The 19,667-nt window shown below is 68.1% G+C and carries 19 protein-coding genes; 8 read left to right on the top strand and 11 right to left on the bottom strand.

Annotated features, from left to right (window positions below):
* Positions 1–342: 342 nt before the first annotated feature.
* From mptB to ACZ6DT_RS14680, 6 genes are all read right to left on the bottom strand, one after another.
* Entirely contained in the window at positions 343–1,905 is a 1,563-nt protein-coding gene (gene mptB, locus ACZ6DT_RS14705; protein WP_465594099.1) for a polyprenol phosphomannose-dependent alpha 1,6 mannosyltransferase MptB, read from the bottom strand.
* Between the two features lie 83 nt (positions 1,906–1,988).
* Positions 1,989–3,638: a nickel ABC transporter ATP-binding protein NikE gene (nikE, locus tag ACZ6DT_RS14700; RefSeq protein WP_465594096.1), complete on the bottom strand. Its 1,650-nt coding sequence runs from the start codon at positions 3,636–3,638 to the stop codon at positions 1,989–1,991.
* Positions 3,635–4,540: an ABC transporter permease gene (locus ACZ6DT_RS14695; protein WP_465594093.1), complete on the bottom strand. Its 906-nt coding sequence runs from the start codon at positions 4,538–4,540 to the stop codon at positions 3,635–3,637. Before ACZ6DT_RS14695 ends, nikE begins: the two co-directional genes overlap by 4 nt.
* Positions 4,537–5,568 carry an ABC transporter permease gene (locus ACZ6DT_RS14690; protein WP_465594090.1) on the bottom strand — a complete coding sequence of 344 codons (1,032 nt, stop codon included), beginning with the start codon at positions 5,566–5,568 and terminating at the stop codon, positions 4,537–4,539. Before ACZ6DT_RS14690 ends, ACZ6DT_RS14695 begins: the two co-directional genes overlap by 4 nt.
* 6 nt (positions 5,569–5,574) lie before the next feature.
* Positions 5,575–7,359, bottom strand: a complete 1,785-nt coding sequence (locus tag ACZ6DT_RS14685) for an ABC transporter substrate-binding protein (RefSeq protein WP_465594087.1) — start codon at positions 7,357–7,359, stop codon at positions 5,575–5,577.
* Between the two features lie 391 nt (positions 7,360–7,750).
* Entirely contained in the window at positions 7,751–9,541 is a 1,791-nt protein-coding gene (locus ACZ6DT_RS14680) for a hypothetical protein (RefSeq protein WP_465594084.1), read from the bottom strand.
* Between the two features lie 111 nt (positions 9,542–9,652).
* On the opposite strand from ACZ6DT_RS14680, the gene ACZ6DT_RS14675 reads away from it, so the two are divergent.
* The 3 genes from ACZ6DT_RS14675 to ACZ6DT_RS14665 are packed head-to-tail and all read left to right on the top strand — an operon-like array spanning position 9,653 to position 11,381.
* The gene (locus tag ACZ6DT_RS14675; protein WP_465594081.1) at positions 9,653–10,018 is read left to right on the top strand and encodes a cupredoxin domain-containing protein; all 366 of its coding nucleotides are present in this window, start codon (positions 9,653–9,655) and stop codon (positions 10,016–10,018) included.
* Complete coding sequence (locus ACZ6DT_RS14670; RefSeq protein ID WP_465594078.1) at positions 10,015–11,238, top strand: hypothetical protein; 1,224 nt, start codon at positions 10,015–10,017, stop codon at positions 11,236–11,238. Before ACZ6DT_RS14675 ends, ACZ6DT_RS14670 begins: the two co-directional genes overlap by 4 nt.
* Positions 11,235–11,381: a hypothetical protein gene (locus ACZ6DT_RS14665; protein WP_020635224.1), complete on the top strand. Its 147-nt coding sequence runs from the start codon at positions 11,235–11,237 to the stop codon at positions 11,379–11,381. The genes ACZ6DT_RS14670 and ACZ6DT_RS14665 overlap by 4 nt, the downstream gene beginning before the upstream one ends.
* 3 nt (positions 11,382–11,384) lie before the next feature.
* On the opposite strand, the gene ACZ6DT_RS14660 is transcribed toward ACZ6DT_RS14665, so the two are convergent.
* Positions 11,385–11,954, bottom strand: a complete 570-nt coding sequence (locus ACZ6DT_RS14660) for a TetR/AcrR family transcriptional regulator (RefSeq protein ID WP_465594075.1) — start codon at positions 11,952–11,954, stop codon at positions 11,385–11,387.
* 93 nt (positions 11,955–12,047) lie between these two features.
* Here ACZ6DT_RS14660 and ACZ6DT_RS14655 point away from each other — a divergent pair, with 93 nt between their 5' ends.
* The gene (locus ACZ6DT_RS14655) at positions 12,048–12,332 is read left to right on the top strand and encodes an antibiotic biosynthesis monooxygenase (protein ID WP_465594072.1); all 285 of its coding nucleotides are present in this window, start codon (positions 12,048–12,050) and stop codon (positions 12,330–12,332) included.
* Positions 12,329–12,907 carry a DUF2867 domain-containing protein gene (locus ACZ6DT_RS14650; RefSeq protein WP_465594069.1) on the top strand — a complete coding sequence of 193 codons (579 nt, stop codon included), beginning with the start codon at positions 12,329–12,331 and terminating at the stop codon, positions 12,905–12,907. Before ACZ6DT_RS14655 ends, ACZ6DT_RS14650 begins: the two co-directional genes overlap by 4 nt.
* A gap of 99 nt (positions 12,908–13,006) precedes the next feature.
* Here ACZ6DT_RS14650 and ACZ6DT_RS14645 read toward each other — a convergent pair whose 3' ends face one another.
* Positions 13,007–13,465: a winged helix-turn-helix transcriptional regulator gene (locus tag ACZ6DT_RS14645; RefSeq protein WP_465594066.1), complete on the bottom strand. Its 459-nt coding sequence runs from the start codon at positions 13,463–13,465 to the stop codon at positions 13,007–13,009.
* Between the two features lie 89 nt (positions 13,466–13,554).
* Here ACZ6DT_RS14645 and ACZ6DT_RS14640 point away from each other — a divergent pair, with 89 nt between their 5' ends.
* Both ACZ6DT_RS14640 and sigJ read left to right on the top strand, forming a co-directional pair.
* Entirely contained in the window at positions 13,555–14,736 is a 1,182-nt protein-coding gene (locus ACZ6DT_RS14640; protein ID WP_465594063.1) for a thiolase family protein, read from the top strand.
* Between the two features lie 394 nt (positions 14,737–15,130).
* Positions 15,131–16,018: an RNA polymerase sigma factor SigJ gene (sigJ, locus tag ACZ6DT_RS14635; protein WP_465594060.1), complete on the top strand. Its 888-nt coding sequence runs from the start codon at positions 15,131–15,133 to the stop codon at positions 16,016–16,018.
* A 73-nt stretch (positions 16,019–16,091) separates the two neighbouring features.
* Here the strand turns inward: sigJ and ACZ6DT_RS14630 are convergent, their stop codons facing one another.
* A complete protein-coding gene (locus ACZ6DT_RS14630; protein ID WP_465594057.1) occupies positions 16,092–17,171 on the bottom strand; it encodes a glycoside hydrolase family 5 protein in 1,080 nt (359 codons plus the stop codon).
* Between the two features lie 175 nt (positions 17,172–17,346).
* Between ACZ6DT_RS14630 and ACZ6DT_RS14625 the strand changes: the two genes are divergently transcribed.
* On the top strand, positions 17,347–18,099 hold the full coding sequence (locus ACZ6DT_RS14625) for a PIG-L deacetylase family protein (protein ID WP_465594054.1): 753 nt from the start codon (positions 17,347–17,349) through the stop codon (positions 18,097–18,099).
* On the opposite strand, the gene ACZ6DT_RS14620 is transcribed toward ACZ6DT_RS14625, so the two are convergent.
* Complete coding sequence (locus tag ACZ6DT_RS14620) at positions 18,088–18,615, bottom strand: CGNR zinc finger domain-containing protein (protein ID WP_465594051.1); 528 nt, start codon at positions 18,613–18,615, stop codon at positions 18,088–18,090. The two genes, ACZ6DT_RS14625 and ACZ6DT_RS14620, sit on opposite strands and share 12 nt — an antisense overlap.
* A gap of 84 nt (positions 18,616–18,699) precedes the next feature.
* Positions 18,700–19,545 (bottom strand): LLM class flavin-dependent oxidoreductase, encoded by an 846-nt coding sequence (locus tag ACZ6DT_RS14615; RefSeq protein WP_465594048.1) that lies wholly within the window; start codon positions 19,543–19,545, stop codon positions 18,700–18,702.
* Positions 19,546–19,667 lie beyond the last annotated feature (122 nt).

The raw sequence follows: 19,667 nt of genomic DNA, 5'->3' as shown, positions 1-19,667 counted from the left end.
GGGAGGGGAATACCTGAAAAACCACAGACACCCCCCTCCCCATGTCTGGGGGGCCCCGCTCTTTCCCCTTCGGGGGGTGGTGGCTTCTTTTTTTTTTTTTTTTTTTTTTTTTCCCCCCCCCCCCCCCCCCAACGCCCTTGCCGTGCCGTATAGGTCGTTATACAGTTTGGTGGTCGCTTCAAGTCCGTGAAGGCCTCCTTGAGGGACTCTGGGTCCGTGAAGGAGGCCTTCACTACCTCCCAGCCAAGCCGCCGCAGGATCGCGAACCATGCCCGCCGAAGTACATGAAGGCCCCCTTCCTTGCGTCTAGCGCAAGGAAGGGGGCCTTCATGTACTTGAAAATCAGGACGAGCGGGGAGCCTCGGCGGGCAGGAACTGCTCCACCGGCCTCCCCCGCCAAGCCGCGACGATCCCCATCGGGTCCGGCCGCAGCAGTGAAGCGGCCGCGTACACGCTCGCCGCGACGACGCCCCCCATGAACCACCAGTCGTACAGCGCCTGCTCGCCGGTCGGGTAGTAGACCAGCGTCACGAACACCGACACCGCGACGACGACCGCGAGGTTCCGGCGGCGCCATTCAAACGCCGACAGGACCACGAAACCCCAGGTCAGATACCACGGCAGCGAGGGCGGCGGAACGATCGCGCCGGCCAGCAGGACGATCGCCATCCGGTGGATCGCCGGGTTGCCGCCGTCGCGGGCGAGCCACCATTGGCGGCCGGCGAAGACGAACAGGCCGACCATCGCGATCGCCCGGAACACGGTGACGAACGGCGAGACCTCGACGTCGATCACCAGGTTCACCAGCGAGTAGAAGATCTCGCCGATGCCGGTCGGGAAGTTCATCCAGTTCGCGATCAGCGTCGGCGCCTTGAGGCCGGTCAGCCAGCCGAGATTGACCGAGCCGAGCGACAGCCAGGTGCCCGCCACGAACACCGGCAGGAAGATCCCGACCGACGCGGCGCCCGCGCGGAAGAAGTTGGCCACCTTCCGGTCACCGGGCAGGTGGTTGGCCCACACCCAGACCAGGAACGGCAGCGCCCACGCCGCGGTGGGCTTGATCAGCATGCCGATGGTGACCAGGACGATCGCGACGACGTGCTTGCGCTCCAGCGCGGCCAGCACGCCCACGGTCAGGAAGCCCAGCATCAGCAGGTCGTTGTGCGGACCGCCGACGAGGTGGATGACCGTCATCGGGCTGGCGATGGCGAGCCACAGGGTGATCGGCAGCTTGCCGCCGAGGTGTTTGACCAGCCGCGGCAGCGACCACAGCATCCCGACCAGGCCGATCATCAACACCAGCCGGGTCGCGATGACACCGGCGATCATGTCGTTGCCGGTGACCGAGACGATCCACTTGGCGACCAGCAGGAACAGCGGGCCGTACGGTGCGGGCGTGGTCTGCCACAGCGGGTGGACGTTCTGCACGACGTCCGGCAGCACGACCAGCTCGGCCGGGCCGTTGGCGTACGGGTCGAGCCCGTTGAGGAGCTGCGCGCCCTGCGCGAGGTACGAGAAGACGTCGCGGGTGAACAGCGGCGGCGAGACCAGCAGAGGCGCCATCCAGCAGGCGGCGGCGATCACGATCGGACGGCTGCCGATCCGGCCGGCGAGCGCGTAACGGCCGAGCCGGACCCACGCCCAGATGATCAGTCCGAAGCCCGTGTAGAGCATCGCGTTGGCGAGGACGCGGCCGTGGCCGTAGCGGATCCACGACAACGGTCCGTGCCCCAGGATCGGGTCACGGATGAGGATGCCGCCGGCGCCGAGCGCCGCCAGCATCAGCAGCGTGCTGCCTATGGTTCCCATCGCGATGGTGCGGTACGGGAACCGGGAAGGCACCCGGAGCCGCTCGCCGAGGGAACCGGCCGAGGGCGTCTGCGGGGGGTCTGTCGTGGTCGCCATTTCGAGATTGGAGGTTACACACCGCGCCTGTGCGTATGCGCGGCAATGGGTGTTTCCCGCGTCGGACACGGGAAACCCCTCGCTCAGCGGTCGGCCGCCGCACGCTGGGCGGTGCCGCCGGGCAACGCCGCGAGCAGCGACTTCGTGTAGTCGTGTTTCGGATCGAGCAGGACCTCTTCCACGGTACCGACCTCCACCAGCTCCCCTCGATACATCACCGCGACCCGGTCGGCGATGTTCCAGGCCAGCCCGAGGTCATGGGTGATCACGAGCCCGGCGAGACCCAGCTCGCGTCGCAGGCGCAGCAACAGCGCGAGGATCTCCCCTCGCACCGAAGCGTCGAGCGAGGCCACTGGTTCGTCGGCCACGATCACGCCGGGGTCCAGCGCGAGCGCGCCCGCGATGACGACCCGCTGCCGCTGCCCGCCGGACAGCTCGTGCGGGAGCCGGTCGAGGAACTTCTCCGCGGGCCGTAGTTCGGCCGCTTCGAGGGCCTTGGTGACGAGGTCGTGCTCGTTCGCGGTCATTCCGTGGATGCGGGGGCCTTCCGCGACGGCCTCGTACACCGTGTGGTTCGGGTTCAGCGCACTCGTCGGGTCCTGCAGCACGAGCTGGACCTGCCGCCGGTACGCCTTGAGCACGGCGCCGCCGAGCGGGACCGGTTTCCCGGCGTACCGCACCGCGCCGGAGTCGGGTTTCTGCAGCCCGAGCAGCGTCCTGGCCAGTGTCGTCTTGCCCGAGCCGGACTGGCCGACGAGCGCGACGATCTCGTTCTTCCGCACCTGGAGGCTCACCCCGGCGACGGCGTTGATCCGCTTTCCGGTGCGGTCGCGGAAGCTGACGCGCAGGTCCTCGGCCTCCAGCAACGCGGGCTGGTCACCGGTGCGTTCCGGTTCCGGCGGCAACGGCGTGCCGGTGGCGGGCGCGAACCGGGACACCGGGTCGCCGACGGTCGGGAACGCGGCCGCCAGTGCCTTGCTGTGCTCGTGCCGCGGCGCGCTCATCAGCTCCGCGCTCGGCCGTTCCTCGACGATCTCGCCGTCGTACATCACCGCGATCCGGCGGCAGGTCGCGGCGAGCACCGACAGGTCGTGGCTGATCATGATCAGCCCGATCCCCTGTTCGGTCACCAGCCTGCCCAGCAGGTCGAGTACCTGTGCCTGGACGACGACGTCGAGCGCGGTCGTCGGCTCGTCCGCGATGATCAGCCGCGGCGAGCAGGCCAGCGCCATCGCGATCATGACGCGCTGCTTCTGGCCGCCGGACAGCTCGTGCGGGTACGCCCCGGCCCGGCCGGGCGGCAGGTCGACCTGTTCGAGGAGTTCCTTGACCTTGGCCTTGATTTCGCCGTCCGACAGTGCCTTGCCGCCGGGCGGGTGCAGGCGGATCGGCTCGGCGATCTGCTCGCCGATCCGGCGGACCGGGTTGAGCGCGTGCATCGCGCCCTGGAACACGACCGAGGCCTCGGCCCAGCGCACCGCGCGCAGCCTGCCCCACTTCATGGCCGTGACGTCTTCGCCGTCCAGCAGGATCTCTCCGCTGACCTTCGCCGACCGCGGGAGCAACCGCAGCACGCTCATCGCGACGGTCGACTTCCCCGACCCCGACTCCCCCGCCACCCCGAGGGTGTCCCCGGGTTCGAGCACGAGATCGACGCCACGGACGGCGGCGACCTCACCACCGCCGGTCGCGTAGGTGACACCGAGGTTCTTCAGTTCCAGCAAGGGGCTCATGAGTGCTGTCCCTTCAGGCGCGGGTTCAGCACTGTCTCCAGCGCGCGTCCGACGAGGGTGAAGGCGAGGACGACCACGACGATCGCGATACCCGGCGGCAGCAAATTCCACCAGGCGCCCTTGCTGATCGCGCCGTTGTTCAAAGCGGTCTGCAGCATCGCGCCCCAGGAGACGGTGTTCGGGTTGCCGACGCCGAGGAACGCCAGTGTCGCGTCCGCGATGACCGCATTGCCCACGACGAGAGTGGTGTTGGCCAGCACGAGCGGCATGACGCCGGGAAGGACGTGCTTGCCGACGATGTGCAGGTGACCGCCGCCGAGCGCTTTCGCGCGCTCGATGTACGGCCGGCTCTCGATCGTCAGGGTCTGCGCGCGGACCAGTCGCGCGGTGCTCGGCCAGGCGGTGACGCCGATGGCGATGATCACCGTCATCGTGCCCTGATCCAGCACCGAGGCGAGCGCCACGGCGAGGACGAGCGACGGCAGCACCAGGAAGAAGTCCGTGAACCGCAGCAACAGCCCGGACAGCCAGCCGCCGAAATGCGCGGCCGCGATCCCGATGACGGTGCCGATCAGCACCGAGAGGAACGCTGCCGAGAAGCCGGTGAGCAGCGAGATCCGCGCCCCCCAGAACGTCATCAGCAGCACCGAACGGCCGTCGATGTCGGTACCCAGCCAGAACTCCCCGCTGGGCGGTTCCAGCGAACCGCCTTGGGCCTTGGTGACATCGAGGCCGGACTCGTCCGAGATCACCGGCGCGAGGACGGCCAGCAGCGTGATGAAGCCGAGGAAGGCCAGTCCGAAGACGCCCGCCCTGTTCGTCGTGAACTCGTGCCAGCGCTTCGCCACTGCCTCACGGCGGCGGCGCCAAACGATCGAACCGGGTTTTTCCGCTGTGGTCATGCCGTCCGCACCCTGGGGTCGAGCACGCGGTAGAGCAACTCCGCGAGCAGGTTCATCAACACCACCGCGCCGGCGAGGGTGACGAAGACTCCTTGCAGGACAGGAAGATCAGGCCCGCGAAGAGCTTCGTAGAGCAGCTGCCCGAGCCCCGGCCAGCTGAACACGGCCTCCACCGAGACCGCACCCGAGACGACCATCCCGAACTGCATGAAGACCAGCGTCACCGTCGGGAGCAGGGCGTTGGGCACCGCGTGCCGCTTGCGGACGAGGTCGTCGCGCAGCCCCTTGGCCCGCGCGGTGGTGAGGTAGTCCGAGTTCATCTCGCCGATCAGGGACGAGCGCATGACCAGCATGTACTGCGCGTAGAACACCACCAGAAGGGTCACGCACGGCAGCACCAGATGGTAGAGGACGTCGAGCCCTTCGCTGAAGAAGCCTGGCGCGGCGTCCGGAGAATGCATGCCCCGGCTGGGAAAGAGTCCGTTGGTGGCCACCAGCAGCATGAGTCCGAGCCAGAACTGCGGGACCGACCACAGGGTCAGCGCGATTCCGGTCTGAACCTTGTCGAACCTGCTCCCCCGGCGCCAGCCCGCGCGGATGCCGAGCCACAGGCCGACCGCGACCGCGAGCACGGTCGCGCTACCGACCAGCAGGATCGTCGGCCATAACCGCTCGCCGACCATGTCGAAAACCGGGCGCCGCTGTAGATACGAAACCCCCATGTCGCCCTGGAGCAGGCCGACGACGTAATCCCAGAACTGCTGAAGCAGCGGCTTGTCCACGCCCATCTGCTCGCGCAGCTCGGCCATCATCTTCGGGTCGGTCGGCCGGTCGCGGACCATGAACCGCACGGGATCGCCGGGCAGCGTCCGGAACAGGAAGAACCCCAGGACGACGACGAGCGCGAGGCTCGCCAACGCGCCGCCGATCTTGGAGAGCACGAACCGGGCGGTGCCGGTCCCGCCCCGGCGTTCGTCGGGATCGACGAGCGCCGGGGTCTTGTCGAGGGAACTGAGTGCTTCGGTCAACGAGCTCTACTCCCGGTCGTCGGCCGACTTGCCGCGCCGCCCGAGCAGCACGCCGCCGCCGACGAGCACCACGAGCACGACCGCGCCGATGGCGATCCACAATCCGGTGTTGCCGCTTTCCTCGGCGTTCGCCGAGGGGGCGTCGGCCGGAGTGGCGCCGTAGACGCCCCAGTAGCCGGACTGCTCGAGGATCGCGCCGTCGGGCTGCGGCTGCTTGGTGAACGAGGCGAACTTGTCCGAGCGGTAGGCCTCGAGCACGTTGTCGTAGTCCAGGACGACGTCGACGTATTCGCCCGCCAGCACGGCCTGGGCCTGTTTGACGAGCTCGGCACGCTTGGCCGGGTCGAACTCGATCAGCTGCTTCTTGTACAGCTCTTCGTAGCGCGGGTCGCAGAAGAACGTCGACGAGGTGCCACCGTTGCCCTCCGCGTTCGGACGGCCGGCGCAGGTATTCAGGCTGAGGGCGTAGTCCGGGTCGGGCGAGGTGCCGTAGCCGGAGATCGCGAGGTCGTAGTTGCCCGCGGTGGTGCGGTCGTCCACCTCGTCGTCGGACACGAGTTCCTGCTTGACGCCGATGCCGACGTCCTTGAGCCAGCCGCTGACGAACTGCGCGGTGCGCTGGTCGAACGGCCGGTTCGCGTGGCCGGCGAGCCGGAACTCCAGCTTCGCGCCGCCGGGGGCGACGCGGATGCCGTCCGCGCCCTTCGCGTAACCCGCCTGGTCGAGCGTGGCGTTCGCGGCGGCGATGTCGAACTTGGTCTTCTCGGCGTCGGACGGGGTCCAGGTGTAGGCCTTGTAGATGGCGGGCACGACACCGGTGCCGGGCTGGCCGTAACCGTTCATCACCTTCTGGACGATGGTCTCCGTGTCGATCGCCTGCGCGATCGCCTTGCGGACCCGGACGTCCTTCAGGATCGGATTGCCGTCACCGATCGGCTGGTCGAGGACGTTCTTGACACCGAAGTTGATGATGAGCTCGTTGTACCGGCGGCCGGGGGCCTTGTTCGTGGTGATGTTCTTCTCGCCCTTGAGCGCGTCGAACTGCGTCGGCGTGAGCCGGTTGATGGCGTCGACCTCGCCCTGCTTCAGCGCGTTGACCGCGGCCTCGGCGTCCTTGAACTGCAGCAGCTGCAGTTCGTCGACCTTGGGCGCGCCACGCCAGTAGTCCTTGTTCGCCTTGAACTTCACGAACTCGTTCTTCTTGTACTCGGTCAGCAGGTACGGTCCGCTGCCGACGCCGACGACGGCCATCTCGTCGGTCGAGGGGGCGTTGAGGTCCTTGATCGGCTCCCAGATGTGCTTGGGCACGATCGGGACGTCGAGCGCGGTCATGCTCGCCTGCGGGGTCTTGGTCTTGATGACGAGCGTCTTGTCGTCCGGCGCCGACACCGACTCGAAGTTGGTGACGTAGCTGCCGTTCGCGGTGCGGGCGTTCTCGTCGTCGAGCATCCGCTGGAAGGTGTACGCGGGGTCCTGCGCGGTGACCGGCTTGCCGTCGGACCACTTCATCCCCTGTCGGATGGTGAAGGTCCAGGTGAGCTTGTCGTCCGAGGTCTTCCACGACTCCGCGACACCACCCGTGGGCTGGGTGTCCTCGGCCGACGGCAGCGTCAGGAACTCATAGTTGAACCGGCCGACCTGCGTCGACGCCGCCAGCTGGGCGGTAAAGGGATTCAGGTGGTCGATGCCGGTCGTGAGCGCCACCCGGAGGACCTTGCCCTGCTGCTGTGCCGCCGCGGCGGGCACGAAAGGCACCGTCGCGACCGCCGAAGCGGCAAGGACCGCGACCACGCGAAGACCGCGCCATCGCCTCGGAAAACACTCAGTGCGCACGAAGACCACCCCATCGAAACTCGCTGTGACCGAACCCCCAAGGCGGAAAAGTAACCACATGTCGCGGTAACCGCGCAATGACTCGCCAATACCGATCGTGCACGGCGGATGTCGTCACGTGGTCGCCAACTACTTTACGTCTCGCGGGCGTTGCGGTGTGTCACCATTTCACCGCGCGAAACGGCGACATGAGCAGTGTCCTGGGAATTCAAGGGAAGCGTGCTTGCAGAATGCTTGCGCCCGATGATGCTCAATCGATACGTGCGACGAAGTGCGAGCAAAGCGTTTCGTCCTCTGAATGCGGTAGTTGCATGCGCAAGTACCGCATTCAGAGGACGAAACGCGGGAGTCAACCGACGGTGACCTCACGCCGCCGCGCGGTGGCGGCGGCCGCGTAGAGCCACGCGAACAGCGCCCACATGCCGGCGAAGATCAGCCCGACGGTCACGTACGCGACCGTCCACAGCACGGCGGGCGTCTCCGACTTCCGTTCCCGTTGCAGGAACTCGATCTCGGACATGAACGGGCGGGTACCGGACGCCGCGTCGATCGCCGGGGCGTCCGCGGCCGGGTCGGCGGGCGCGTAGATCGGGGCGAGCCCCATCACCCGGTTCGGGACGTGGACGCGGATCCCGGTCTTCCATTGGCCGAAGACCGGCAGCGGCTGGGCCGTGCGGTATACCCCGTCGCCGATCTTCTCCAGCGGAGCGGTGAAGAAGTCGCCGCCCTGCCAAGCGAAACCATTCAGCCACACGGCGTCGTCGGCGAGATCGGGGTGGGAGATCGTGACGGTCGCGTCGACCCACCGGGGCGTCCCGCCACCATGCGGGTTCGAGATCGGCAGCCCGGCCACGGCTTCGGTCAGCCGGACGTCGGCGGTGAATCCGGCTTCCGGATCCTGCGGGACGGCGACGGCCGACATCAAGGCGACCGCGCCCAGCGCGCCGACGAGTCCGACCGTGTGCCGGGGGCCTGCCGCGGGCACCTGTGTCGCCGTCTCCTCCACCCGCTGGTACTGCCAGACGCCGATGAACGCGCCCGCCAGGGCGGCGCCGGTCCCGAACAGGACGAACAACGGCAGATGGGCGGCGGGCCACGGGTTCGGCATCAGCCACTGGGTGAACGCCGCCTCGGCGAGCATCCCGGCCGTCCCCACGAGCAGACCGGCGACGGCGGCGAAGGCATAACTCTGCCGGCTCCGCATCGCCAGTGCGACGACCTCGATGATCACCGCTTCGGCGACATAGGGCAGCAACGAAGCCACATGCAGGTCGGCGAACAACGGGATGACGGCGAAAGAAGCGCGGGAGGCGAGGAAGACCGCGAGGACGATCAGCGCGCCGCCGGGGCCCCAGGACAGCCGCCCGTAGGTCAGCGTCCACGCGCCGATCAGGCCGACGAGCACGACCTGCGACAGCATGGGGAACTGCGGGACGCCGAGGTCGAACTCCATGAGGAACGCGGAGGCGCCCATCATCCAAGCACCGGCGAGCACCGGGCCGAGCAGGCGCACGATCGGCCCGGTCGCGCCGACCTGGCGGGCTTCGCCGAGCAGCAATTGCAGTCCCAGCACGACGCAGACGCCGCCACCGATCATCAGGACGTGCGTCGGCCCCCATTCGGTGACGTCCTGGCCGAACAGCCGGTGCCAGACGTCGTCGAGCGGGAATCCGGCGATGCCGACCAGACCGGTCGCCATCATCTGGATGGACCCCATCGGCGCCCGCCAGTGCGGGCCGATCTTGAACGTGCGCTTGGGCAGGTCCTTCGTCGCCAAGGTCGCACTGAGCACGCCGCTGGCGAAGATGCCCATCAGCCCGAAGTAGATCGGGAAGTGCGACGGGTTCGCGAGCGGGCCTTCGTCGCGGCCGAGTTCCATGTGGATCGGCACGTCCCAGTAGACGCCGATCAGCGCCGACATTCCGGAGAGGAAGGCGACGAACATCGGCAGCGCCGCCCAGCGCGGCAGACCGCTGAAGTCACCCATCCAGTCGGCGACACGACCGATGACGGTCCGCTTCCCCGCGCGCTCGCGGAGCACGAAGAGGGCCAAGGGGAGGAAGACCGCGGTGAACATCAGGCCCGCGATGACGATCTGCCCGAATTGCGCGCCGCCGGCAGGCGGGCTCTCCTGAGCCATGAACACCGTTCTCGCCTTCCTGCTAACCTAAGTAACTGTTACCTTGCGGTAACACGATAGAGCCATGGTTCCGGCCAGGCAACCCGGGGTGTATGACTTGGAGGAACTTCGATGCGGAGGATCGGCGGGATCTGCGGGATCACCGTGGCCGCGCTGCTGGCCGTGACCGGCTGTTCGGGATCGACCGGTTCCGAACAGCCGCCGGGCACCGGCACCCGGACCGTGAAGTTCTCGATCGCCGAGGGCAAGCGCACGGCGGGCCCGGAGGAGGTCGCGGTGCGCACCGGCGAGAACGTCGCGCTCGAGGTCACCTCCGACCAGGCGGACGAACTGCACGTCCACGGTTACGACAAGGCCGCCCAACTGGCTCCTGGGGTTCCGGGGACAGTCGCCTTCACCGCGAACGTCGACGGGATCTTCGAGGTGGAACTGCACAAGAGCGGCGCGGCGGTGACCAAGCTCCGGGTGAGCGGATGATCCTGGCGCACGGTCTCGGCGGCCGGTCCGATCTGCCGGTGCCACTGTGGCTCGCGCTCTACGCGGGAGCGGCGGCCGTCATCGTCTCCTTCTTCGCGCTCACCGTGCTTTGGAAGGAACCAAGGCTTCGCGGCGCCGAGGCCGGCCGCGCGCTCCCCCTCCCCCTGCAGCGGTTCGTCGACAGCGTGCTTTCACGGGTCGCGTCGCGTGTGGTCGGCGTGGTGCTGTTCACGGGCTTCCTCGCGATGGCGTGGGCGGGTCCCGGCAGTTCGGCCGATAATCCGGCTCCGGCGTGGTTCTACGTCTGGTTCTGGGTCGGACTGGTGCCGCTTTCGCTTCTGTTCGGCCCGGTCTGGCGGCGACTGAATCCACTGAGGACGGTCGCGTTGCTGATCCCCGCCCGGCGTCGCGAATTCCCGGACCGGCTGGGCTATCTGCCCGCGATCGTCGGCCTCCTGGCGTTTCTCTGGCTGGAACTGGTGTTCCCGCATTCGGACTCGCCGCGCGCGATCGCTCTTTTCTGCACCGTGTATGCCGTTATACACATTGCTCTCGGTGTGATCTACGGTCCGCGCTGGTTCGACCGCGGCGACGCTTTCGAGGTCTACGCGTGCCTGATCGCGGCCTTGTCCCCGTTCGGCAGGCGCGGTGACGGGCGGCTCGTGGTCCGGAACCCGCTGGACGGGCTGCTCGCCATCTCCCCCGCGCCGTGGCTGACCGCGCTGGTCCTGGTGGTGCTCGGCTCGACGGCGTTCGACGGTCTGACCCGGCTCCCGTTCTGGACGTCGCTGGACGCCGGTGTCCCCGGCGGCACCGCCGGGCTCGCGGCCTGTATCGCGCTCACGTATGGCGCCTACGCGGGCGCGATCAGCCTGACCAGGCCGTATCTGCGCCGGGGTTTCGACCCGTATCCCGCGTTCGCGCCGTCGCTGATCCCGATCATGGTCGGCTACACGATCGCGCATTACTTCTCGTTCGCCGTGTTCTCCGGGCAGCAGGGCTTCGGCCGCGCGATCGACTACACGGTCGTCTCGACCGGGGTGATCGCCCTGGTGCAGATCACCGGAATCGTCGCGGGCCACGTGCTGGCCGTGACCTCGGCGCATGACCGTTCCGTCGGCGTGCTGCGTGCGAACTACGTCAAGGTGGGCCAGTACCCCATGCTGGCCCTGATGATCGGCTTCACCGCGCTCGGGATCGCACTGGTCTCCGGCTCATGACCATCGCGGCGCGGGTGATGATGATGCACCAGGGAGGCTGGGACGAGATCCTGATCTTCGTCGGCCCCGTGGTGATCATCGGGCTGCTCATCTACGTCGCGCGCAAACAGGTCCCGACGACACCCGAAGAAGACGACGACTAGCGCTCACACCCCGCCCTGGTCGGACCCGCCGCCGAGAAGCAACGCCCCCGCCAGCTCGGTGACCTCGTCGCGGGTGCGGCCATTGTGGTCGGCGGCCATGAAGTGCTTGCCGATCAGAAGCGAGAACGCGAGCAGACACCGGGCTTCGACCTCGTCCTCGTCGGCGAAGATCTCGCGCATGAGGGAACGCAGGTAATCCATCCGCTGGTTGTCGACCCGCCGGAGCCGTTCGGCCACCGCCTGGTCGCGCCGGGCCCAATCCCTGATCGCGAGGTCGATCGGCAGCAGCCGGTCGCCGGCGAGCAGTCCGGCTCGCCGGATCTTCGCCCTGGCGTCCCCACCTTCACGCTCGACGCTCTCGAACAGCAGGTCGGTGCTCATCCGCTCCCAGGCGGCGAGCATTTCCTCCAGCAGCGCGCCTCGATCGGCGAAATGGCCGTAGAACCCGCCTTTCGTGACGCCGAGCGCCTTCGCGAGCGCCTCGACGCGAACGGCGCCGGGGCCTCCGGCGGCCAGGGCGTGCAGTCCCGCGTCGATCCAGGCGTTCGGCGGGGTCCGGGTTTCGGCGGCCATGCCATCACCGTATCTCCCGTCACTCCGGCACCATGACGACGATATATACGCTACCGTATAGATGGCGGAAGTTCACTGGGAGGAACAACGACGATGACTGTCGGATTCGTGGCCACGCACTACCCTCACCCCGATCACCACGACGAATTCGTCTCGCGCGTCCGGCGAGTCGCCGACGTCTTGCGCTCCACCCCCGGGTGCCTCGCCGCCGAATGCTGGGTGACCACCGCCGGCGACGCCGTGGTCTCGATCGTGCGGTGGGAATCCAAGGCGGCGCAGGTGGCCTCGATGCAGGCTCTGGGATCGGCGGAGGTGGACGTCGCCTTCGACGACCGCGAAGTCCGGCCACGCGAGATCGTCCAGCTGGTGTCGGCGTGAAACTCGCGAACACAGCGCACACCACCCACTCCTGGCGCATCCACGAAATCGCCGGTGACTTCGACCTCGAAGACGTCTGGGCACTGGAAACGCCTGGCGGTCCGGACGACTTCGGCAAGCTGGTGAAGCAGTTCTCGTCGGGCGGCTTCCCGGACGGAGCACCGCTGCCCGTCCGGGCGTTGTGGTCGCTGCGCTGGAAACTCGGCGGACTGCTCGGCCTGGACAAGCGGACTTCCGGCCTCGACACCCGGGTGGGATCACTCCGTGGCAAACTGCCGGAAGACCTCCGCGACACATCGACCGGACCGGACGAAGACTGGTCGCCGTTCACTCCGCTCTACCGGCTCGAAGACGAATTCGCCGCCGAAATGGCGAACCGGACCATGCACGGCGTCCTGCACATCGCCTGGGTCGAAGACGGACAGGGCGGGTATCGCGGTCAGATGGCGGTACTGGTCAAACCCAACGGCCTGCTCGGCCGGGCGTACATGGGATTCATCAAGCCGTTCCGGTACCTGATCATCTACCCGGCGCTCATGCGGATGATCGCGCGGGAGTGGCGGAACGGCTCCTGAGCGCGACCTCGTGGGAGGCAAGGCGGTTCTGCAGTCACTCAGGTCGCCTGAAGTACATGAAGGACCCCTTCCTTGCGTCAGGCGCAAGGAAGGGGTCCTTCATGTACCGGTGAAGTTCGAGTCGGCGCGGCGCGTGCTCCGCACCAGCGTCATGTCCTTCTCCCGCACCGGTTCCCGGCAATGCGCGCAGACGGTCTCCGGCGCGAGGACCTCGCCGCACGAATGGCGCCACACCGTCGGCGGCGGCCCGTCCGTGACGTACCGATCGCCCCACGCCATGAGGTTCAGCAGCACATGGTTGAGCGCGTGCCCCGCCTCGGTGAGCACGTACTCGTAACGTGGCGGATGCTCCTCGTAGAGCCGCTTCTCGAGGATTCCCACCTCGACAAGCTTGCGGAGCCGCGCGGTCAGGATGTCCCGGCTCGCCCCGGTGTTGCGGACGATCTGGTCGAACCGCCGCGCTCCGAAGAACACCTCGCGCAGCGCGAGCAGGCTCCAGCGCTCCCCGATCACCTCCATCGCGTTGGCGATCGAGCAGTCCCTCGGTCCTTCGGTCATGCGACCAGGGTAAACCCAGTGAGTCTTGCTTTCCAACCCACTCGATGCCACAGTGAGTTGGAGATTCCAACTAACTACTGGAGGCAGCCGTGCACGACGCGGTCATCGTCGACGCCGTCCGTACCCCGATCGGCAAGGGCAAGCCCGGCGGCGCCCTGCACGAGGTCCATCCCGTCGAGTTGCTCGCCCACACGTTGCGAGCGCTCGTCCAGCGCAACGGACTCGACCCGGCGCTGATCGACGACGTCATCGGCGGCGCGGTCGACCAGGTCGGCGAACAGGCCCAGAACGTCACGCGGTGGGCGGCACTCGCGGCCGGGCTGCCGGAGAACGTGCCCGCGACCACCGTCGACCGGCAATGCGGGAGCAGTCAGCAGGCCGTGCACTTCGCCGCGCAGGGCGTGATGGCCGGCGCGTACGACGTTGCCATCGCCTGTGGTGTCGAGTCCATGAGCCGCGTCCCGATGTGGTCGAACGTGCTGCCCGGTACCGATCCCCTCGGCCCCGGCGTCGCCGCGCGTTATCCGGAAGGCCTGGTACCGCAGGGGATCAGCGCCGAACTCATCGCCGCGAAGTGGTCGCTCAGCCGCGGAGCGATGGACGAGTTCGCGGTGTCCTCGCACCGGAAGGCGGCGCGGGCGCACGCCCTCGGCCGGTTCGCGAGCCAGATCGTGCCGATCGAGACCCCGTCGGGCCGGGTGTCCACCGACGAGTCGGTCCGGCCGGGCACCGACCTCGAGACGTTGGCCAAGCTGCGGCCGGCGTTCCAGGAGCAGGGGTTCTCGGAAAGATTCCCGCAGATCGACTGGTCGGTGACCGCGGGCAACAGCAGCCCGATCAACGACGGCGCTTCCGCCGTGCTCATCACCTCCAGTGAGACCGCCACCAGACTGGGCCTGCGGCCGCGCGCCCGGCTGCACAGTTTCGCCGTCACCGGATCCGACCCGCTGCTCATGCTCACCGGCGTCATCCCGGCGACGGAGAAGGTGCTGCGGCGTGCCGGGCTGAGGCTCGCGGACATCGATCTGTTCGAGATCAACGAGGCGTTCGCCAGTGTCGTGCTGGCGTGGCAGCAGGAGACCGGGGCCGACGCGGCCAAGGTCAACGTCCACGGCGGCGCGATCGCGCTGGGTCATCCGCTCGGCGCGAGCGGGACCCGGCTGATGGGCACGCTGGTCAACGCGCTGCACCACCACGGTGCTCGCTACGGCCTGCAAGCGATGTGCGAGGGCGGCGGTCAGGCCAACGCGACCATCCTGGAGGCGTTGTGACCGAACGGCTCCCCAAGAAACTGGCGGATCATCCGTCCGTGCGGGCGGTGCTCGCCCAACCACAGGACAAGCCGTCACCGGTGATCGACGCCGGCTGACTCAAGGAGATCTGCCTCGCCGCGGGTGCCGACGACGCGGCGGCCGTCCCGCTCGATCACCCGGATCTGGTGGGCGAACGCGAACACGTCCTGCGCGCGCTTCCCGGCACCAAGACCCTCGTCTCGCTCGTGGTGCGGATGAACCGCGACGACGTCCGCTCCCCTGCCCACAGCGTCGCCAACCAAGCCGGTGAAGGAGGTCGACGGCGGCTACCCGGCACAGTCCTGAGCCACGCCGTCACATCTTCGTCCCCTCACGCGTCAGGGTTACGACTGCTCGATGAAGGATGGGGACCGTGGACGAACACGACTGGCTGGCACGACGCTTCGAAGGGCACCGGACGCAGCTGAGGGCGGTGGCGTACCGGATGCTCGGTTCGCTCAGCGAAGCGGATGACGCCGTGCAAGAGGCCTGGCTGCGGCTGAGCCGGTCGGAGTCCGGCGACGTGGACAATCTCGGCGGCTGGCTGACCACGGTCGTCGGTCGGATCTGCCTCGACATGCTGCGCTCACGCAAGTCGCGGCGGGAAGACTCGGTCGGCGCGCGGCTTCCCGACCCGATCATCGGCCGTGAGGACGGGATCGACCCGGAACACCAAGCCCTGCTGGCGGATTCGGTCGGCTTGGCGCTCTTGGTCGTCCTCGACACCTTGGACCCCGCCGAGCGGCTCGCGTTCGTGCTGCACGACATGTTCGCCCTGCCGTTCGACGAGATCGCGCCGATCGTGGGCCGCTCCTCCGCCGCGACCCGGCAGCTCGCGAGCCGCGCGCGGCGCCGCCTGCGGGGTTCGCCGACGGTTCCGGACTCGGACCTGAGCCGTCAGCGTGAAGTCGTCGACGCGTTCTTCGCCGCCGCGCGGGGTGGTGACTTCGACGCGCTGGTCGCGGTACTCGACCCGGACGTCATCCTCCGTGCCGAAGGCGGCGCGGCCCCGGCGGGCACCGCGCGTTTCGTGCGCGGCGCGGCCACGGTCGCGAGCCAGGCGCTCATGTTCCGGTCGGCGGGCGCCGGTGGGGTACCGCGACCCGCCCTGGTCAACGGCGCGGCCGGGATGGTCATCACCAAGGACGGAGTACCGAGGACGGTCTTCGCCTTCACTGTGGTGGATGGGAAGATCGCGGCGATCGACATCCTCGCCGACCCGGACCGCCTCGCCGCGCTGGACTTCGAACCGCTCGGCTGAACTGTCAGGCAGGGGGTCGTTCAGGACATTCTCTGTCCTGAACGACCCCTGCCTGACGTACGCGCTGCCGGGATCAGGAGGTCGGGAAGTTGTCCGCGGTACGGATGCGGTCCCGGATCCAGACGCCGGCGGGCTTCAGCGGAGCCGTGCCGGTGAACGAGCTGCCCGAACAGGTGCCCGGTTTGAACACCGCGCCCGAACGGCTGTCGTCGGAGAAGTTCCAGTTGGTCCAGCTGATCTTCTTCGATGCCAGGAAGTCCAGGTACTTCTGCGAGTTGGTGAAGTCGTTCCCGCCGTCACCGCTCGCGGTCTGGGTGCCGAACTCCGTCACGAACAGCGGGATCCTGCTCGCGGCCCGGCTCAGGGCGTTGAAGTACTCCGTTTTGTGCGACGCCGCGTAGAAGTGGAACGTGTACATGAAGTTGGTGGCGCGCACCGGGTTGTTGATGATGTCGGTCTCGTTGCGGCCGTCGGAGATACCCAGCGAGCCCCAGCCGTGGGTGCCCACGAGCACGACGCCGTCGGAGTCCTGGGCGCGGATGACCGGGATCATCTGCTCCGCGTAGCTGCGGACGCGGTCCCAGCTGACGTTGTTGGGCTCGTTGGCGATGTCGTAGATGATGTTGGTCTTGTCCTTGTGCCGTTGGGCGATCTCGGTGAAGAACGTCTTCGCGCGGCTCAGGTTGGCGTTCGGATCGCCGGGTGTGAGCTGATGCCAGTCGACCAGGGCGTACATCCCGCGTTTGGTGGCTTCCTCGATGTAGGAGTGCACCATGTCGGTGAATTTGCGCGGGTTGGTCTCGTAGCCGCCTTCCTGGATGTACATCGAGATCCGGAGGACGTCGGCCTTCCAGTCGTTGGCCAGCGCGTCGAGCGAAGCGGTCTTCACACACTGGCTGTACCACTGGATCCCGTGGGTGCTCATGCCACGGAGCTGGATCGGCTTGCCTGCGGAGTTGCAGAGCTGGAGGCCGCAGACCTTCAGCTGTCCGTTGATCGCCGCCGGGCTGCCCGGCGGCAGCGCGGCGGCTGCCTGCGTTGCGGGTTCTGTGCCGGTCTCGGTCGCCATCGAGGTGCCCGCGGCGGCGACCGGGGCCAGCAGTCCGGCGGCCAGTGCGGCCGTCACCCGGAGACGGATCTTGTCCCAACGCATTCGGCTTCTCCTCTCGTCGACGGCGCCGGCGTTGGCGCGCCGACGGTCAGGGCGGCGGGATTAAATAGGAAACTTTCCTTACTATCGGAAGGTAAAGGAGACATTACCCACGGGATCGACGGACGGTCAAGACTTGACCACCCACTGTTTCGACGACCTCGGGCACGCTCGGAGCGTGACCACCATCGTGGCGTTCCACGCCCACCCGGACGACGAAGCCTTGCTGACCGGCGGCACTCTCGCCCGCGCCGCCGCGGATGGCCACCGTGTGGTGCTCGTGGTCGCCACCATCGGCATGAAAGGCCCGGACGCGTCGCGCTGGGCCGAACTAGAGGCGAGCGCGACGGTGCTCGGCGTCACTCGGGTCGTGCACCTCGGATACGCCGGCAGTGGCCACGGCGCGATCCTCTACCCGGACCCGCCGGGCTGGGTCCGCTTCGTCCGCGCGGACACCGACGAAGCGGCCGCGCGGCTCGTGGCGATCCTGCGCGAGGAGAAGGCGTCCGTACTGCTGAGCTACGACCGGAACGGTGGTTATGGCCACCGCGACCACGTCAAAGTGCACGAGGTCGGCAAGCGCGCGGCGGAACTCGCCGGCGACGTCCGGCTGCTCGAAGCCACGATCCCCCGTGACGCCGTCGCGCGCCTGGTGCGGATCGTGCGCCTGTCCCGGATCCCGTTCCGCTACGACGTCGACACACTTCTCCGCGCCTACAGCGCCAGATCCGAAATCACCCACACCTTCGACGTCCGGCGTTTCGCCCGCCAAAAGCAGGCCGCGATCGCCGCGCATTCCACCCAGGTGAAGGGAACCGGCAGGCTCGCGCCGCTGATGCGCGTCATCACCCGGCTTCCGGCACCGCTGTTCGGCCTCGCGTTCAACCACGAGTGGTACATCGACGCCACACCACGCGGCTCACGACCCTGACCGGCGGGCGCGATACGCGGCGGTCTTCACCCGGTTCTGGCAGGCCAGGCCACAGAACCGCTTGACCTGTGCCTGACTCGCGTCGATGTACACCTGATCGCACCGCGGCGCCGCGCACCGCTGGACGAGATCGGCTTCGGGACCGTGAAAGTGCAGATGCCACGACTGATCGCCGTGGCGATGCAGGGACGGGCGCGCCTTGCTCTCGGCGAGCATCCGGTCGAGCAACCCGGCCGCCTCGTCGTGCTCCCGGCGGGAAAGCGACTCGATGATCTCCCGCGACCAGGACGCGAGATTGCGCCACCGCTCCGCGGTGAGCAGGTCGACCGGGCCGTTCCCGGTTTCCCCGACCACTTCGACGGCCGCGCGAACCAGATCGCGACCCCTGAGCGCGGGTTTCGGCCTGCCGTGGACGTGCTCCCCGCTCAACGCGTTGATCAGCGCGACGCCGGTGTCCAGAACCACAAGGGCAGCGAAGTCGTTCGGAGCAAAGAGATCCGGCGGACGGGGCAGCATCAGTCCACTCTGGACTGAAGGTGCTCGGTGGTTCTGTGTCGCATTGAGGATCCAGGAGGGGTGGTTGCTCCTTCAGCGGCCGTGTCACCATCGAGGCGGGCCGGCGTCCACGATCTTCTGCGAAAGCTCAAGCGGGTCGAGATGCATCAGCGACTCCATCCACCAGGTCATCCCGGCCTGCCCGAGCGCGGGCAGATCGACCTTGATGGGCTCTTCCCACGCCGGGCTCGCGTTCCCGGCGACCGCGACGTCGAAGGGTCGCCCCGGCTCCAGCCCGGCGAGGCCGAGTGCGCGGTGGGTCTCCGCGATCTCTTCGGCGGTCGGCGTGTGGTCCTCCGGGTTCGGGAAAATCCCGTCGCACAACGCCGCCCGGCGAACGACTCGCGGGTTGTCGGTCGAGCTCGCCACCCAGATCGGGATCGGGAACGGCTCGGGCGGCGCCTCGGCGAGGGCGACCTGGTAGTGCGTGCCGTCATGGTCGAACCGCCTGCCGGACCAGATCGCGCGGATGACGTCCAGGCCTTCGTCGAACATCGCCGATCGGGTCAGGAGGTCGGTCTGCTCGCCGAACCGGCTGAAGTCACCGGATTCGTCCGAACCGAGCCCGGTACCGAGGATCAGCCGCCCGCCGGAAAGCCGGCTGACCGTCGACGCGTGCCGCGCGACCACCCACGGGCGGCGACGGGCGGGCGGGGTGATCATCGGGCCGAACAGCAGGCGGCTGGTGGCGTGCGCGATCGCGCCGAGTGTCGTCCACGGGTCGGCGATGGGCATGGTGTCCGCGACCACGTGGTCCCACAGGAAGAAGCCGTCCCAGCCCGCCGCCTCGGCACGCACGGCGAGGTCGACGAGTACCCGCGGCTCGCCGAACGGGCCGAAAGGCGGCAGATAGACGGCGTGTCGGACCGTGCTGCCGGTCAAGTCGATCATCTCCCCAACGTCATCGTCGAAGCCCCCGGACGGCCACTTGTTCACACCGTTCACCCACGTTAGCGTCCGGACGATGGCGGACACCGGTGAACCATCGACGAAGTGGCCGGAGCATCGGAGAA

It is taken from the genome of Amycolatopsis sp. NPDC041971 (assembly GCF_055588925.1).
This window is presented reverse-complemented; position numbering and strand designations above follow the sequence as displayed.